Source organism: Pseudomonas sp. dw_612 (genome assembly GCF_018449725.1).
GTDB lineage: Bacteria > Pseudomonadota > Gammaproteobacteria > Pseudomonadales > Pseudomonadaceae > Aquipseudomonas.
The window spans coordinates 174039-190257 of the sequence record NZ_JAAVVC010000006.1 but is presented as its reverse complement, the minus strand read 5'-3'; the positions used below and the strand labels follow the sequence as shown (position 1 = coordinate 190257).

Annotated in this window: 11 protein-coding genes; 10 read left to right on the top strand and 1 reads right to left on the bottom strand. The window is 61.8% G+C overall.

Annotated elements, in window-relative coordinates; translation table 11 throughout:
* Window positions 1–52: 52 nt before the first annotated feature.
* Window positions 53–1048 (top strand): aldo/keto reductase, encoded by a 996-nt coding sequence (locus HB680_RS12180; RefSeq protein WP_213938865.1) that lies wholly within the window; start codon window positions 53–55, stop codon window positions 1046–1048.
* A 46-nt stretch (window positions 1049–1094) separates the two neighbouring features.
* Here HB680_RS12180 and HB680_RS12175 read toward each other — a convergent pair whose 3' ends face one another.
* A complete protein-coding gene (locus HB680_RS12175) occupies window positions 1095–1610 on the bottom strand; it encodes a hypothetical protein (protein ID WP_213938864.1) in 516 nt (171 codons plus the stop codon).
* Between the two features lie 389 nt (window positions 1611–1999).
* Between HB680_RS12175 and HB680_RS12170 the strand changes: the two genes are divergently transcribed.
* The 9 genes from HB680_RS12170 to HB680_RS12130 all read left to right on the top strand — a co-directional run bounded on the left by HB680_RS12170 (window position 2000) and on the right by HB680_RS12130 (window position 16215).
* Complete coding sequence (locus tag HB680_RS12170; protein WP_213938863.1) at window positions 2000–3991, top strand: methyl-accepting chemotaxis protein; 1992 nt, start codon at window positions 2000–2002, stop codon at window positions 3989–3991.
* A gap of 333 nt (window positions 3992–4324) precedes the next feature.
* Window positions 4325–4771, top strand: a complete 447-nt coding sequence (locus HB680_RS12165) for a DUF411 domain-containing protein (protein WP_213938862.1) — start codon at window positions 4325–4327, stop codon at window positions 4769–4771.
* Window positions 4771–5205 (top strand): YqaA family protein, encoded by a 435-nt coding sequence (locus tag HB680_RS12160; protein ID WP_213938861.1) that lies wholly within the window; start codon window positions 4771–4773, stop codon window positions 5203–5205. Before HB680_RS12165 ends, HB680_RS12160 begins: the two co-directional genes overlap by 1 nt.
* A gap of 163 nt (window positions 5206–5368) precedes the next feature.
* Complete coding sequence (locus HB680_RS12155) at window positions 5369–6388, top strand: alpha/beta hydrolase (protein WP_213938860.1); 1020 nt, start codon at window positions 5369–5371, stop codon at window positions 6386–6388.
* 13 nt (window positions 6389–6401) lie between these two features.
* On the top strand, window positions 6402–7355 hold the full coding sequence (locus tag HB680_RS12150) for a D-2-hydroxyacid dehydrogenase family protein (protein WP_213938858.1): 954 nt from the start codon (window positions 6402–6404) through the stop codon (window positions 7353–7355).
* A gap of 596 nt (window positions 7356–7951) precedes the next feature.
* Window positions 7952–9538 carry a glycogen synthase GlgA gene (gene glgA / locus HB680_RS12145; protein ID WP_213938857.1) on the top strand — a complete coding sequence of 529 codons (1587 nt, stop codon included), beginning with the start codon at window positions 7952–7954 and terminating at the stop codon, window positions 9536–9538.
* Between the two features lie 16 nt (window positions 9539–9554).
* Window positions 9555–11348: a malto-oligosyltrehalose trehalohydrolase gene (gene treZ / locus HB680_RS12140; RefSeq protein ID WP_213938855.1), complete on the top strand. Its 1794-nt coding sequence runs from the start codon at window positions 9555–9557 to the stop codon at window positions 11346–11348.
* Window positions 11345–13423 (top strand): 4-alpha-glucanotransferase, encoded by a 2079-nt coding sequence (malQ, locus tag HB680_RS12135; RefSeq protein WP_213938853.1) that lies wholly within the window; start codon window positions 11345–11347, stop codon window positions 13421–13423. Before treZ ends, malQ begins: the two co-directional genes overlap by 4 nt.
* Window positions 13420–16215, top strand: a complete 2796-nt coding sequence (locus HB680_RS12130; protein WP_213938851.1) for a malto-oligosyltrehalose synthase — start codon at window positions 13420–13422, stop codon at window positions 16213–16215. The genes malQ and HB680_RS12130 overlap by 4 nt, the downstream gene beginning before the upstream one ends.
* Window positions 16216–16219: the final 4 nt, after the last annotated feature.

Sequence of the window (16219 nt, the reverse complement as noted above, 5' to 3'; positions counted from 1 at the left end):
TGTTTTTGTCGAGGGCAACAATGGTGGCTCACATTCACAAGGAGCTGATCTCATGCAAACACGTCAACTGGGCAAGAACGGACCGCTGGTGAGCGCCATCGGGTTGGGCTGCATGGGCATGACCGATTTCTACACCACCGGCACCGATACCCGCGAAGCCACCGCCACCCTGCACCGGGCGTTGGAACTGGGGATCAACCTGCTCGACACCGCCGACATGTATGGCCCACATACCAACGAAGAGCTGATCGGCAAAGCCATCGCCGGCAAGCGCGACCAAGTGTTCCTGGCCAGCAAGTTCGGCATCGTGCGCGATCCGGCCAATCCGACTGCACGAGGCGTCGATGGCCGCCCGGAATACATTCGCCAGTCCATCGACGGCACCCTCAAGCGCCTCGGCGTGGACACCCTGGATTTGTATTACCAGCACCGCATCGACCCGCAGGTTGCCATCGAAGAAACCGTCGGCGCCATGGCGGAACTGGTGAAGGCTGGCAAGGTGCGTTACCTGGGCTTGAGCGAAGCCTCGGTGGCCACGCTGGAACGGGCAAACAAGGTGCATCCGATCAGCGCACTGCAAAGTGAATATTCGCTGTGGAGCCGCGATCAGGAAGACAACGGTTGTTTGGCCGCGTGTCAGCGCCTCGGCATCGCTTTTGTGCCCTACAGCCCATTGGGTCGCGGCTTTTTGACCGGTGCCTTGAAAAGTCCGGACGACTTTGCAGCGGACGATTACCGCCGTTTCAGCCCGCGCTTTCAGGGGGAGAATTTCGCGAAAAACCTGCGGCTGGTGCAGCAAGTGCAAACGCTGGCCGCCGACAAGGGCGTGGCCGCCGGGCAACTGGCGTTGGCCTGGGTGCTGGCGCAAGGCGACTACCTGATCCCGATTCCCGGGACCAAGCAACGTAAATACCTGGAGGAAAATGTCGCGGCGCTGGAGGTGAAGCTGAGCGCCGGCGAGTTGCAGGCGCTGGAAGCGATCTTCCCGCCGGACGCTACGGCCGGATTGCGTTATCCGGAAGCGGTGATGGCCATGCTCGACCGCTGATCGAACGTCTTCTGACCCGAGTGAATCGGGTCAGAAGCCAGGCCCGTCAGTCCTTCTTCTTGACCGTCGAGCCATTGCCTTCGCCGTAGGTCTTGAGGTTCTGCAAGACGTAGATCGCTTTCTTGAACTCAGGGACCAGGTAGTTGGCGTACTTGTTGCCCTTGAGGTTGTTGTTCTGGATCGAATCCAGTTGCGTGGCAAAGTAGTCCAGGGCGTTGAACTTGGCCTCGGGGTCGTTCGGAATGCCAAACTTGTCGAACTTGTCGCCGGCGTTCAGCAGCGTCAGCGCCGTCACATCGCCGATGATGCCCTTCTGCTTGAGGTAGGTGCTCATGTTGCCGAGCTGCTTGGCCGAGATGTTCGTCGGATCGAAGCCCTTGACCTGCTTGAACAACTGCATGGAATCCATTTTCGCCCGGTCGAGAATCGTCGGGTTGGTGCCGACCATGGTCAGGATTTCCCGCACCTTGGCGCTCTGGGACACCGGTTTGGCATTGGGCGAACCCTGGCGAACCAACAGACCCGATTTAGCAGCCCAGTTGCCGACCAAACCAATAGTCATGACCGTACTCCTTTCGACTGAGACATAAAAAATCCTTGTAGAGCGAGATGATTGCGGCGAAGTATCGGCGCGAAACGATGGTCCACCTACAAATATTTCGACTTTTTACAAATTTCGTACATTTCCGATACAAATCGCCAAGTGCCCGGTTTTATTGGCCTATATGAATTTTTTGATCTTGGTATAGCCGCCCTACGGATTGTCATTTTTTACAAAGTCACTCCGTTTGTATCGATGGCAATACTCACGCACTTTTTACCGTCTGTCCCCCCAGCCGCTTTCTTGTACGCCCGTACTAAAGGTCGCCCCCGGCGGGCCGATAAGCCTTGGATAGCCCCACTTTCAAACACGACATCCAACAATAAAAACGCAGCACAAGGACCAGTCCCATGCCCGCATTCCGTACCATTCAGGCTCGCTACACGCTGTTTCTGGTCCTGTTCATCCTGCTGCTTTCGGTGCTCACGGTGGTGGGCATCAGTCAGTTGGTCGCGCCGAAACTGCGCCACACCGAAGAACAGGTGGCCCTCAACCGCATTGCTGAAGTCGCCGAGCAGATCCAGGGCGAGTTGAACAAGGTGCAAGCCCAGCAACGCAGCATCACCCAGACCATTCCCCTGCTCGACAGCACCGCCATCGATACCGTCCTGCCAGGCCTGGTGGACCAGTACGGCGAGCTGAAAGTGTTCGGCGGCGGGATCTGGCCATTGCCTGGCCAGCGTGAAGCGGGACGCAACAAGTTCAGCACCTTCTGGCACCGCGACAGCTCCGGCAAACTGGCGGTGAACACCTTCTGGAACAGCGACGCCGCGCCCAACTACTACGACCAGACCTGGTACAAGGGCGGCATGGCGACCCCGCGCGGCCAGTGCGCCTGGGCCGCGGCCTATAAAGATGACGCCAGCGCCGAGCCACGCACCAACTGCGCGATGGCCATCCAGAAAAACGGCGCGGCTTACGGCGTGTCGACCATCGACGTGACTCTGGGCTTCTTCAACGACCTGATCGCTCGCAAAGAGAAAGACCTCGGCGCCGAAATGCTGATCGTCGAGGCCGACGGCAAAATCATCAGCAACAGCTCGCGTATCAGCGGGCCGGTCGTGCTGAAGAACATCAGTGAGCTGGCCGGTGGCTCGCCATTCGCCAGCCAGGTCAAGGCCGGCCTGCAAAACCGCGACAAGGCGCAACGGGTCGAATTCGACAACAATGGCGAAGCCAGTACCTTCTTCATGCGCCCGATCGAAGGCACGCCGTGGTACCTCGCCACCGCCCTGCCGACCAAACTGATCACCGCTCAGCGTGACGATGTCCTGAACACCTTGAGCCTGCTGCAGATTCCGATGGTGATCCTGCTGGTGCTGCTGCAGATCTACGCGATCCGCCAGTTAATCCACCGCATGAAAATCCTCAAGGCCAACATTGACGCGTTGTCTGCCGGCGATGCCGACCTGACCAAACGCATCACCATCCGCGCCGAGGACGAGTTGGGGGCCATCGGCCACTCGGTCAACGCGTTCATCATCTACTTGCAGAACATGATCGGCGAAGTGACCCAGGCCACCGGCGCCATGGCGTCGAGCCTGGACAACCTGCAACGGACCTCGGCGCACACCAGTCAGATCCTGGTGCGTCACGCCTCGGAAACCGATCAGACCGTTACCGCCATCACCGAAATGAGTTCCACCGCCGACAGCGTGGCGCACAACGCCGCCGAAACCGCGTCGTTCACCCAGCGCGCCAGCGAACACGCGGATCGCTCGCGGGTGGTGGTCGGCGAAGCCTCCAGCAGTGTGGTGGCGTTGATCGAAGAAGTGGCCAGCGCCACCCATAAAGTCGAAAACATGCAGCAGGACGCGCAGCGGATCACCGAGATTCTCGGGGTGATCGGCGCGATTGCCGGGCAAACCAACCTGTTGGCGCTCAACGCAGCGATTGAAGCGGCGCGTGCCGGTGAACAGGGCCGTGGCTTTGCGGTGGTGGCCGATGAAGTCCGCGCCCTCGCCGCCCGGACCCAGGCCAGTACCTCGGAAATCAACGAAATGCTCAAACGCCTGACCCAAGGCGTGAGTTCGTCGGTGGCGGCCATGGAAAACACCCAGGCCAGTTGCCAGTCCGCCGCCGATGCGACGGCGCGGGTGAACTCCGGCCTGGATGAAATGGCCGGCTCCGTCAGCCACATCAACAGCCTGAGCACCCAGATCGCCACCGCCGCTGAACAGCAAAGCGCAGTGACCGAAGAAATCAACCGCAGCATGGTGCAGATCCGCCACATGGTGGATGAACTGGTGAAAAGCGGTCACGCCAGCGAACTCAATACCCAGCAGTTGCTGGAAGCGAATAGCCGCGTGAGCGCGATCATGGGGCGGTTCAAAGTCCGTTGATCGCCTAGCCGCTTCGCACCTGTGTAGCAGCTGCCGAGGCACGAGGCTGCGTTCGGCTCGTGTAGCAGCTGCCGAGGTACGAGGCTGCGTTCGGCTGCGAAGCAGTCGTCAAACCTGAGAGCGCGGTTTTCCTGAAACACCGCGCCGCCTGATTTCACGACTGCTTCGCAGCCGAACGCAGCCTCGTACCTCGGCAGCTGCTACGAGCGAACTCTCGGCAGTTGCTACATGAGCCGGTGGCTTGCATTACTTCGAAACACTCTCGCCCCGCGCCGTCGGCTAAAGTCGTCAAAATGCCTCTTTTTTGACCGCCACCCGAGTCGAGATCCTCCCATGCGAACCCACCTGCGTCTGGTCGCCCTGAGCGCCCTGTTCATCTCCTCCCTGGCCCAGGCCGCCGCCCCGATCCCCATCGAAGTCCACCGCGACGCCAACTGCGGTTGCTGCAAAAAGTGGATCAGTCACCTCGAAACCAACGGCTTCAAGGTCGAGGACCATGTCGAAGCCAACATGAGCCAGTTCAAGCAACAGCACGGCGTACCGCCGCGCCTGGCGTCCTGCCACACGGCGCTGATCAACGGTAAATTCGTCGAAGGCCATGTGCCGGCCGAGCAAGTTCTGGCGCTGAGCAAGCGTGATGACCTGCTCGGCGTTGCCGCACCGGGCATGCCGATGGGTTCGCCGGGGATGGAAATGGACGGCATGAGCGATGCTTATCAAATCATTGGCCTGAAAAAGGACGGGACTGACACGGTGGTGGCGGATTACCCCGCCCATTGATGTCCGGCGCATTCATCGGGCTGTTTCTGGCGGCATTTGGCGCCGCGACGCTCTTGCCGTTGCAGTCCGAAGCGGTACTGGTGGGGCTGCTGCTCAGCGATCGTGATTGGCTGTGGGCGCTGCTGGCGGTTGCGACCGTGGGCAATGTCCTCGGCTCGCTGGTGAACTGGTGGCTGGGTCGCAGCATCGAACGTTTTCGCGAGCGGCGCTGGTTTCCAGTCAAGCCCCGGCATCTGGAAACAGCGCGCAAACATTATCAGCGCTATGGTCACTGGTCGTTGTTGTTCAGTTGGGTACCGGTAATCGGTGATCCGCTGACCCTCGTGGCCGGCGTGATGCGCGAGCCGCTGGGGCGATTCTTGCTGATTGTGGCCCTCGCCAAAGGTGCCCGTTATGCGGTGTTGGCCCTCGCGACATTGGGATGGGAGGCGTGAACCCTGTGGGAGCGAGCTTGCTCGCGATGAGGGAGTGTCAGTCGAAATCAATGCTGCCAGATACACCGCCATCGCGAGCAAGCTCGCTCCCACAAGGTCATTTGTTTAATGTCGCCGTAATCGTGCCGATCCAGCATCAGCCGATTTCCCATGGAGTCCACCTATGTCCCCGCCCCGCTGGCTGCCCAGCCTGCTGTTGACCGCCGCCCTGCCCCTGCTGGCCCACGCCGAAGGTCCGGAGTACGGTCCGGAGCTGCAGGGTTTCGACTATCCCTACACGGTCAAGCACTTCGCCTTCCAATCCCAGGGCAAATCCCTGCAAATGGGTTACATGGACGTCGCCGCCCATGGCAAGGCCAACGGGCGCAGCGTGGTGTTGATGCATGGCAAGAATTTCTGCGGCGCCACCTGGGACAGTTCGATCAAGGCCCTGAGCGAGGCCGGCTACCGGGTGATCGCCCCGGACCAGATCGGTTTCTGCACCTCCAGCAAACCGGACAACTACCAGTACAGCTTCCAGCAACTGGCGACCAACACCCAGCAGTTGCTCAAGGCCCTGGGCATTCAGAAGGCCAGCGTGCTCGGGCACTCCACCGGCGGCATGCTCGCCACCCGTTACGCGTTGCAATACCCGGAACAAGTCGAACAACTGGCGCTGGTCAATCCCATCGGCCTCGAAGACTGGAAAGCTCTCGGCGTGCCGTATCGCACCGTCGATCAATGGTATGAGCGTGAACTCAAGCTCAGTGCCGACGGCATCCGCACCTATGAGCGCAACACCTACTACGGGGGGCGCTGGAAGCCGGAATTCGATCGTTGGGTCGACATGCTCGCTGGCCTGAACAAAGGCCCGGGGCACAAACAAGTGGCATGGAACTCGGCGCTGATCTACGACATGATCTTCACCCAACCGGTGTACTACGAGTTCAAGGACCTGCAAATGCCGACGTTGCTGCTGATCGGCACCTCCGACACCACGGCCATCGGCAGCGACATTGCCAGCCCCGAGGTGAAGGCAACGCTCGGTCACTACGACGTACTCGGCAAGCAAGTGGCGAAATTGATCCCCCACGCGACCCTGGTGGAGTTTCCCGGCATGGGTCACGCGCCACAGATGGAAGAGCCGACGCAATTCCATCAGGCCCTGCTCGCGTGGCTGAACAAAACCAATCCCGTTCGTTGATGAGGTAAGGCTGATGGCAGTGCAGATTGCAGTGATCGATGACTGGCAGGACGTGGCCAGCGGCGTGGTGGACTGGTCGGTGCTCGAAAGCATTGGCCAGGTCAGTTTTCTCCATGACTACCCGGCCGACAACGACGTCCTGGCCGAACGCCTCGGCGGGTTCGAAGTGATTTGCGTGATGCGCGAGCGCACCCGGTTCGACGAAGACCTGCTGCGCCGCTTGCCGAACCTGAAACTGCTGGTGACCGGCGGCATGCGCAACGCCGCCCTGGACCTGAAAGCCGCCGCCGCGCTGGGCATTCAGGTCAGCGGCACCGACAGCTACAAACACGCAGCCCCGGAACTGACCTGGGCGCTGATCATGGCCGCCACCCGCAACATCGTGGCCGAAGCCAACGCCCTGCGTGCCGGCCAGTGGCAACAAGGCCTGGGCGGCGACCTGCATGGCAAGACCCTGGCGATCCTCGGCCTGGGCAGCATCGGCCAGCGGGTTGCGCAGTTTGGCCAGGTGTTCGGCATGCGGGTGATCGCCTGGAGCGAAAACCTCACCGCCGAACGCGCGGCCGAAGTCGGCGTGGCCCATGTCAGCAAGCAGGAACTGTTCGAACAGGCCGACGTGCTGTCGGTGCACCTGGTGCTCAGCGACCGCAGTCGCGGAATCGTCGATGCCCAGGCGCTGGACTGGATGAAACCTACGGCCCTGCTGGTCAACACCGCACGCGGGCCGATTGTCGATGAAGCGGCGCTGATCAAGGCGTTGCAGAAAAACCGCCTGGCGGGCGCGGCACTGGATGTGTTCGATGAGGAGCCTTTGCCCGAACTTCATCCGTTGCGCACCCTGGCCAATGTCCTGGCCACGCCCCATGTCGGGTATGTCAGCCGGCAGAATTATCAGCAGTTCTTTTCTCAGATGATCGAAGACATACAGGCTTGGGCGGCGGGGGCTCCAATACGAATTCTGGGCTAAGACCGCGTTATCGTTCTTCGCGAGCAAGCCCGCTCCCACATTGGATTTGTGTACGCCACAGATCCAATGTGGGAGCGGGCTTGCTCGCGAAGAGGCCCTCACAATCCCCACATCCCTTCAAACATAGCGCACCACAACAGTGCAAAACCCCAAATCCCCTCGCACATCCATGTGACTCCCCCGTGACATTTTGGCCCGTCACAACAAAAAAACATGCCCTTCGTCGGTGCGTTTGCCCTCCGTATTTGCACGTCCGTACCGCTTTAAACCGATTGTCGAACAATTTTGCCATTTGGTCTGTGCCGCTCTAAGTTCTGGCCTAGACTGATTTTCGCGGGGCGAAACCGGTCGGTCACAAAGCGGAAAAAAAGTCGAAACTTTTACCTGTCGCGCAGAGTCCTCTCTTAGACAGGTGCGTTCCGACTGGTGCAATCCTTGCAACAGCCCTTGTATGAGCCGCGTCACCCTTTGTGCTTTAGCGTATCGGGCAGCCCTTGCTCACCGATGCGTAGCGCGTTTGCGCCCGGCCACAGGATTTGGCCACGAACACCGTTTGTGCCAGGCCTAGAATTAGATCAACAACACGGGAGATTCATATGATCAGTGCGGCTTTAGATATTCAGGGAGAACGTGCTCATCAGCAGGTCGGCGAATCGAGCGCCGTGAATGCCCCGAGCAGTAAGACAATCAGCGTCACCAGCACCAAGACGCTGGCACCGGTCGCCAGTCAGAACCCTAACAAGAAGAAGGTTTTGTTCGTGACCTCGGAAATCGCCGACCTGGTGAAGACCGGCGGTCTGGGTGACGTCTCCGCGGCACTGCCACGGGCCATGGCGCACCTGCACGACGTGCGTGTGCTGATCCCCGGTTATCCGCAAGTGCTGCACAGCGAAAACCCGATCCACATTATTGGTGAACTCGGCGGTCATGCCGCATTGCCGCCGTGCAAGATCGGGCGCATGGACATGCCGGATGGCCTGGTCATTTACGTGTTGATCTGCCCCGAACTCTACGAGCGCGAAGGTTCGCCCTACGGCGCCAACAACGGTCGCGACTGGCCGGACAACCATATTCGTTTCGCCCGCCTGGGCCTGGCCGCTGCCGATATCGCCGCCAACCTCGCACAAATCCACTGGTGCCCGGACCTGGTGCACGCCCATGACTGGCCAGCGGGCCTCGCTCCGGCCTACATGCACTGGCGTGGGCAGCGCACTCCAACCCTGTTCACCATCCATAACCTCGCCTATCAGGGCGTGACCAGTCTCGGCTCTTGCCCGGAGCTGGGCATTCCGATGCACGCGCTGCAACAGGAAGGCATGGAGTTCTACGGCAAGATGTCGTTCCTCAAGGCCGGGATGGCCTATTCGAGCCACATCACCACGGTCAGCGCCACCTACGCCCAGGAAATCACCACGCCGGACTTCGGCTGCGGCCTCGACGGCTTTCTCGCCGCCAAGACCCAGCAAGGCCTGCTCAGTGGCATTCCCAATGGCATCGACGAGAGCTGGGACGCCGCCACCGATCCGCACCTGTTCTGCCCGTTCACCATTGGCGACTGGGATGGCAAAGCGGTTAACGCCGCCCACGTCCGTGATCTGTTCGGCCTCGAAGATTCCGAAGGTCCGCTGTTCGCCGTGGTCTCGCGACTGGTCTATCAGAAAGGCCTGGACCTCACCGAAGCCGTGGCTGACTTCATCGTCGAAAACGGCGGCCAGATTGCAATCATCGGCCGTGGCGAACCGGAAGAAGAACAAGCCATGCGCGAACTGGCCCTGCGCTTCCCCGGCCAGGTCGGCGTGCGCATCGGCTTCAACGAAACAGATGCCCGGCGCATGTTCGCCGGCAGTGACTTCCTGTTGATGCCTTCGCGTTACGAACCTTGCGGTCTGAGCCAGATGTACGCCCAGCGCTTCGGCTCGTTGCCGGTGGCGCGCAATACCGGCGGCCTGGCCGACACCATTGAAAACGGCGTGACCGGGTTCCTGTTCGACGAATCCACCGTCGAAAGCTACCGCGAAGCCGTGAGCCGTGCGTTCAAGGTTTTCGCTTTCCCCGATCTGCTGCACGCCATGCGTTGCCGCGCGATGGCCGCACCGTTCAATTGGTGCAAAGCGGTCGAACCCTACGCCGAACTCTACGAAAAACTGGTGGCAAAGGCCCTGGGTAAATCGGGCCACAAATAATTAGAGGTTTTCAACGATGCCGTTACGGACCCTTGAGACCTGGCCCCACGGCGCAATCATGCTGGACGCAGAACACACGCGTTTTGCCTTGTGGGCGCCAGATGCGTTAAACGTCAGTCTCGAACTGGATGATGGACAATCCCTGCCACTACTGCCCCAGGCCGATGGCTGGTTTGTGATCAAGACCCGCTGCCCGGCCGGCACGCGATACCGCTACAACATCGATGGCGAACTGGAGGTGCCGGACCCGGCCTCCCGCGCCCAGGCCGGGGACCTTGACCGCCACAGCGTGGTGGTCGATCCCCTCGCCTACCACTGGCAACACAACGACTGGCAAGGTCGGCCATGGAACGAAGCGGTGATCTACGAATTGCACGTCGGCGCGCTCGGCGGTTTCAGTGAAGTCGAGCAACACCTGGCACGCCTGGTCGAACTGGGCATCACCGCGATCGAACTGATGCCCCTCGCGCAATTCCCCGGTGAACGCAATTGGGGCTACGACGGGGTCCTGCCCTACGCGCCCCACGCCTCCTACGGCTCGCCCGACCAACTCAAACACCTGATCGACACCGCCCACGGCCATGGCCTGGCGGTGATTCTCGACGTGGTCTACAACCACTTCGGCCCCGATGGCAATTACCTGCATCGCTACGCCAAAGGCTTCTTTCGCGAAGACAAACACACGCCATGGGGCGCGGCCATCGACTTCCGCCGCCGTGAGGTGCGGGACTTCTTTATCGAAAACGCATTGATGTGGTTGCTGGAATACCGCTTCGACGGCTTGCGCCTGGACGCCGTGCACGCCATCGAAGACCCGGACTTCCTCCAGGAACTGGCTCAACGGGTCCGCCGACACACCGCGCCGGGCCGTCACGTGTGGCTGAACGTGGAAAACGAACACAACCAGGCCAGCCTGCTGGAGCAAGGTTTCGATGCGCAGTGGAACGACGACGGCCACAACGCCCTGCACGTGCTGCTGACCGGCGAAACCGACGCCTACTACGCCGACTATGCCGAGAACCCCACCGAACAACTGGCGCGCTGCCTGAGCGAAGGCTTCGTGTTTCAGGGCCACCTCAATCGCCACGGCGAGTCCCGGGGCGAGCCCAGCGGTCACTTGCCGCCGAGTGCGTTCGTGCTGTTTCTGCAAAACCACGACCAGATCGGCAATCGCGCCTTCGGTGAGCGCCTGCACCAACTGGCCCCGACCGATGCGTTGAAAGCAGCGACTGCGCTGCTGCTGTTGTCGCCGATGATTCCGCTGATGTTCATGGGCGACGAGTTCGCCGCCGAGCAACCGTTCCTGTTTTTCACCAGCCACCACGGCGAACTGGCGGAACTGGTGCGCGAAGGCCGACGCAACGAATTCGCGGCGTTCAGCGCGTTCAAGGATCCGCACAAACGCGAAAAGATCCCCGACCCGAATGCGCCGCAAACCTTCGAAGCCTCGCAGCCCAAACCCGCTGGCGATCCGGCGCAGCACGCCATGCATGACCTTTATCGGCAACTGTTGCAACTGCGTCACCAGCACATCATCCCGCACCTGCCCGGTGCCCGGGCGCTGGGTGCCGAGGTGCTGGGCGAAGGCGCGGTTTCAGCGAGCTGGCGCCTCGGCAATGGCAACCTGCTGCGTATTGACCTGAACCTCAGCGACGCGCCCGTGGTCCACCCTCCACAGGCCGATGCATTGCTGTTGTTCGAACATCCACCCGCGTCCGGCCTGTTGAACCAGAGCAGCCTCGCCCCGTTTTGCGTGCTCGTCAGCCTCACGGCTGCAAACCCTTTGCTACCCGATGGAGAGCGCCTATGAGCGATGCGCAACTGGAAATATTGGCCAGCCGTGCTGGCCTGGCCGTCGATTGGATCGACGCCAACGGACGCCCGCAGAAAGTCGCCCCGGCCGTGCTGCGCGCAGTGCTGATCGGGCTCGGCCATCCGGCCAGCACCACTCAGGAAATCGACGCCAGCCTGCTGCAATTGCAGCGAGTGCAACAGACCCGTCACTTGCCGCCGCTGATCACCGCCGACGTGGGCAAGGGCCTCGACCTCGCCCGTTATTTCGAACCGGAAACCCCGTGCGAGGTGCACCTCGAAGACGGTTCGCGCCTGCACCTGAAACTCGATGCCAATGCGGTCCTGCCGGGCCTGATCCCGGTAGGCTATCAACACGTCAGCATCGACGGACAATCCTTCACGGTGGCCGTGGCCCCGGAGCGCTGCTACAGCGTCGGCGATGCCGTGGACAGCCCGATCCCGCGCACCTGGGGTTTGAGCGTGCAGCTGTATTCGCTGCGGCGTTCCGGCGACGGCGGCTTCGGCGATACCCAAGCCCTGGAAGACCTGGCCCGAGTGGCCGGTGAACGCGGTGCCGAGGCGCTGGCGATCAGCCCGATGCACGCGATGTTCAGCAGCGACACCCACCGCTACAGCCCGTATTCGCCGTCCAGCCGTTTGTTCCTCAACAGCCTCTATGCCTCGCCGGGAGCCGTTTTGGGCGAGCGCGCCTTGCGCGATGCGATTGACGCCACCGGGCTGGCCGAACAACTGCAAGCCCTGGAAGCCCTGCCTCTGATCAATTGGCCGGTCGCCGCCGAAGCCAAGCATCGGCTGTTGCAGGCGCTCTACGAAGGTTTTGTCCAGGGTGAACACCCGTTGCATGAAGACTTCAGCAGTTTCCGCCATGCCGGCGGCGAAGCCCTGGAAAACCACTGTCGCTTCGAAGCCATCCAGGAAGCCCGGGCCGCCCGTGGCGAACACCTCGACTGGCGCCACTGGCCGGAACAATGGCAAGACCCGCGCAGCGCTGCCCTCGCCGACTTCGCCGAAGAAAACGCCGGACGCATCGGCTTCTTCGCCTTCTGCCAGTGGCTGATCGACCGTTGCCTGGCCCGGGCGCAAACCGCCGCGATCAGCGCCGGCATGGGCATCGGCCTGGTGGCTGACCTGGCCGTCGGCGCCGATGGCGGTGGCAGCCAGGCCTGGAGTCGCCAGGACGAATTGCTCGCGTCCCTGACCGTCGGTGCGCCGCCGGACATCCTCAACCGTTCCGGCCAGGGCTGGGGGATTTCCGCGTTTTCCCCGGAAGGTCTGGTGCGCAACGGTTTCCGCGCGTTCATCGAAATGCTGCGGGCCAACTTCGCCCATGCCGGTGGCTTGCGCATCGACCACGTGATGGGCCTGCAACGGCTGTGGGTCATCCCCAACGATGCACCGCCCGCCGACGGCGCTTATCTGTATTACCCGGTGGACGACATGTTGCGTTTGCTGGCCCTCGAATCCCATCGGCATCGGGCCATCGTCCTCGGCGAAGACCTGGGCACCGTGGCCGACGGCCTGCGGGAAAAACTGATCGCCCGTTCGATCCTCGGCATGCGCGTGCTGCTGTTTGAACAGGACAACAGCCACTTCAAGCCGATCCTCGACTGGCCGGACAACGCGCTGGCAACCACCAGCACCCATGACCTGCCCACGCTCAACGGCTGGTGGCATGGCCACGATATCGACTGGAATGCCCGCCTCGGCCTGGTGGATGCCAGCGGCGAAATCGAATGGCGCCAACACCGCGAACGCGAGCGCGAAGGCCTGCGTCGGGTGCTGAGCGAAGACCCGCAGAACTTCCGCGAAGAGTCCCACGAAACCGATCAAGTGCTCGACGCCGCGATCCGTTTCCTCGGCCATACCCGTGCGCCGCTGGTGCTGCTGCCGCTGGAAGATGCCTTGGGCATCGAACAGCAAGCCAACCTGCCCGGCACCATCGACACGCACCCCAACTGGTCACGGCGTTTGCCCGGTGACAGCGAAGCTTTGCTCGATGACCCGGACGCCGCCCGACGCCTTGAACTGCTCGCCTGCGCGCGACTCCAGGCGGCCGAGCGTGACCAATGAATCAGGCGCTGATCCAACCGCTGCGGGCGACCCTGCGGCTGCAATTTCATAAAGGTTTTACCCTCGACGAGGCGGTGCCGCTGGTGCCGTACTTCGCCAGCCTCGGCATCAGCCATGTCTATGCCTCGCCGCTGCTCAGCGCCCGGGCCGGTTCCATGCACGGCTACGACGTGGTGGACCCGACCACAGTCAACCCGGAACTCGGCGGCGAAGCGGCATTGCGCCGACTGGTCGATGCGTTGCGCCAACAAAAGATGGGTTTGATCCTCGACATCGTGTCCAACCATATGGCGGTCGGCGGTGGCGATAATCCGTGGTGGCTGGATTTGCTGGAATGGGGACGCCTGAGCCCTTACGGCGAGTTTTTCGACATCCAATGGCATTCTCCCGACCCGTTGATGGAAGGCCAGTTGCTGCTGCCGTTTTTGGGCAGTGACTACGGCGTGGCGTTGCAGGACGGCACCCTGCCCCTGCACTTCGATGCCGCGCGCGGTGCGTTTTATGTCGAACACTACGACCATCACTTTCCGATCTGCCCGACCGGCTACGGCGAACTGCTCAAGCCTGACGATCGACTGAACGCCGAACAAACCGAGCAACTGAAGTTCCTGGCCGATCGTTTTGCCGCCCTGAGCTATCAGACCGACGCCCACAGCCTGGCGATTCCCCTGCAACAGGAACTGCGTGAGTTGGCAGGCGACCCGGCCATCCTGCACGCCATCCAACAGCACATCAGCACGTATGACTCGCTGACAACAGCAGGTTTTCAAAACCTGCACAACCTGCTGGAACGCCAGAGTTATCGCCTGGCCAGTTGGCGCACGGCGGCGGATGACATCAACTGGCGGCGTTTTTTTGATGTCAACGAGCTCGGCGGCCTGCGGGTTGAACGCCCGGCGGTGTTCGAAGCCACCCACGCGAAAATCTTCGAGCTGATCGCCGAGGGTTTGGTGGACGGCTTGCGTATCGACCATATCGACGGCCTCGCTGACCCGCGGGGTTACTGCCGCAAACTGCGGCGTCGGGTGGATAGCCTGTCGCCGCAGCGGCACTTGCCGATCTACGTGGAGAAGATCCTCGGCGAAGGCGAAACCCTGCACCGGGACTGGTCGGTGGATGGCACCACCGGTTACGAATTCATGAACCAGTTGTCGTTGCTGCAACACGACCCCGTCGGCGCCGAAACCCTCGGTGAATTGTGGAACCGCCACAGTGAACGCCCCGCCGAGTTCATCCAGGAAGCGCAATTGGCGCGGCAGCAGATCCTCAACGGTTCCCTGGCCGGGGATTTCGAAAGCGTCGCCCAAGCCCTGTTGCAAGTGGCCCGGGATGACCTGATGACCCGCGACCTGACCCTCGGCGCGATCCGCCGGGCGTTGCAGGAATTGATCGTGCACTTCCCGGTGTACCGCACCTACATCAGCCCCCGTGGGCGTTCGGCCGAGGACGACGTGTTTTTCCAGCAAGCCATGGCCGGCGCGCGGCAGACCCTGGGCGAGGCCGACTGGCCAGTGCTCGATTGCCTCGCCGGCTGGCTCGGTGGCGAACCTTGGCGCAAACGCCCGGTGGGCCGCCAGCGCAAGATCCTCAAGCATGCCTGCGTGCGCTTCCAGCAATTGACGTCGCCAGCGGCAGCCAAGGCTGTGGAAGACACGGCGTTCTATCGCTCGGCGGTGTTGCTGTCGCGCAATGACGTGGGCTTCAGCACCGAACAGTTCAGTGCGCCGGTCAGCGATTTCCACGACGCCTGCATCCAGCGTTTCGAAGCCTTTCCGCACAACCTGCTGGCCACCGCGACCCACGACCACAAGCGCGGCGAAGACACCCGGGCGCGGCTCGCGGTGTTGAGCGAGCGCAGCGGCTGGTACGCCGAACAGGTGGAGCACTGGCGAACCCTGGCGCGGGAACTGCGCACTGACGACAGTTCGCCCTCGGCCGGTGACGAGTTGATTCTCTATCAGGCGATCCTCGGCAGTTGGCCGCTGGAGCTGCGCAGCGATGATCAAGCGGCGCTGGAGGACTACGCCAAACGCCTCTGGCAGTGGCAGCAAAAAGCCCTGCGCGAAGCCAAGTTGCAAAGCAGCTGGAGCGCGCCGAACGACGCTTACGAACAGGCCACCGAAGCCTTTCTCAATCGCCTGCTGCTAAGTCCAGAAGGTCTGCCGTTGCGTTCGGCCCTGGGTGAAGCAGCGCAGTCGATTGCCGCGCCCGGCGCATTGAATGGCTTGGCGCAAACCTTGCTGCGCATGACTGTGCCGGGGGTGCCGGACCTGTATCAGGGCAACGACTTCTGGGACTTTACCCTGGTCGATCCGGACAACCGCCGGCCGGTGGATTACGCCGCTCGACAACAGGCTTTGCAGGCGCCACTTGACCTGTCCGGGCTGTTGGCGAACTGGCGTGACGGGCGCATCAAACAACGCCTGATCGCCCACACGTTGAACCGTCGGGCCGAGCACGCCGAGCTGTTTCGCCAAGGGGCCTATGAGGCCCTTGAAGTGGTCGGCAGCGAGGCGCATCGCGTGTTGGCGTTTACCCGCTCGCTGGCAGGTAAACGCGCCATCGTGATCGTCCCGATACGCTGTGCCGGGTTGCTGGAAAACAGTGCCACGCCTCAGGTGGACGCGCTGCGATGGGGCGATACGCGGGTGAAATTACCGTTCACCACCCCGAACGAAAACCTGAAGGGACTTTTTTCCAACGCCGCAGTCACAAAAAACATGGAGCTGGAAATCAGCGCCGCGCTGGGGGACTTCCCGGTCAATCTCTTTATCCAAACTATCGACACTTGAGTTC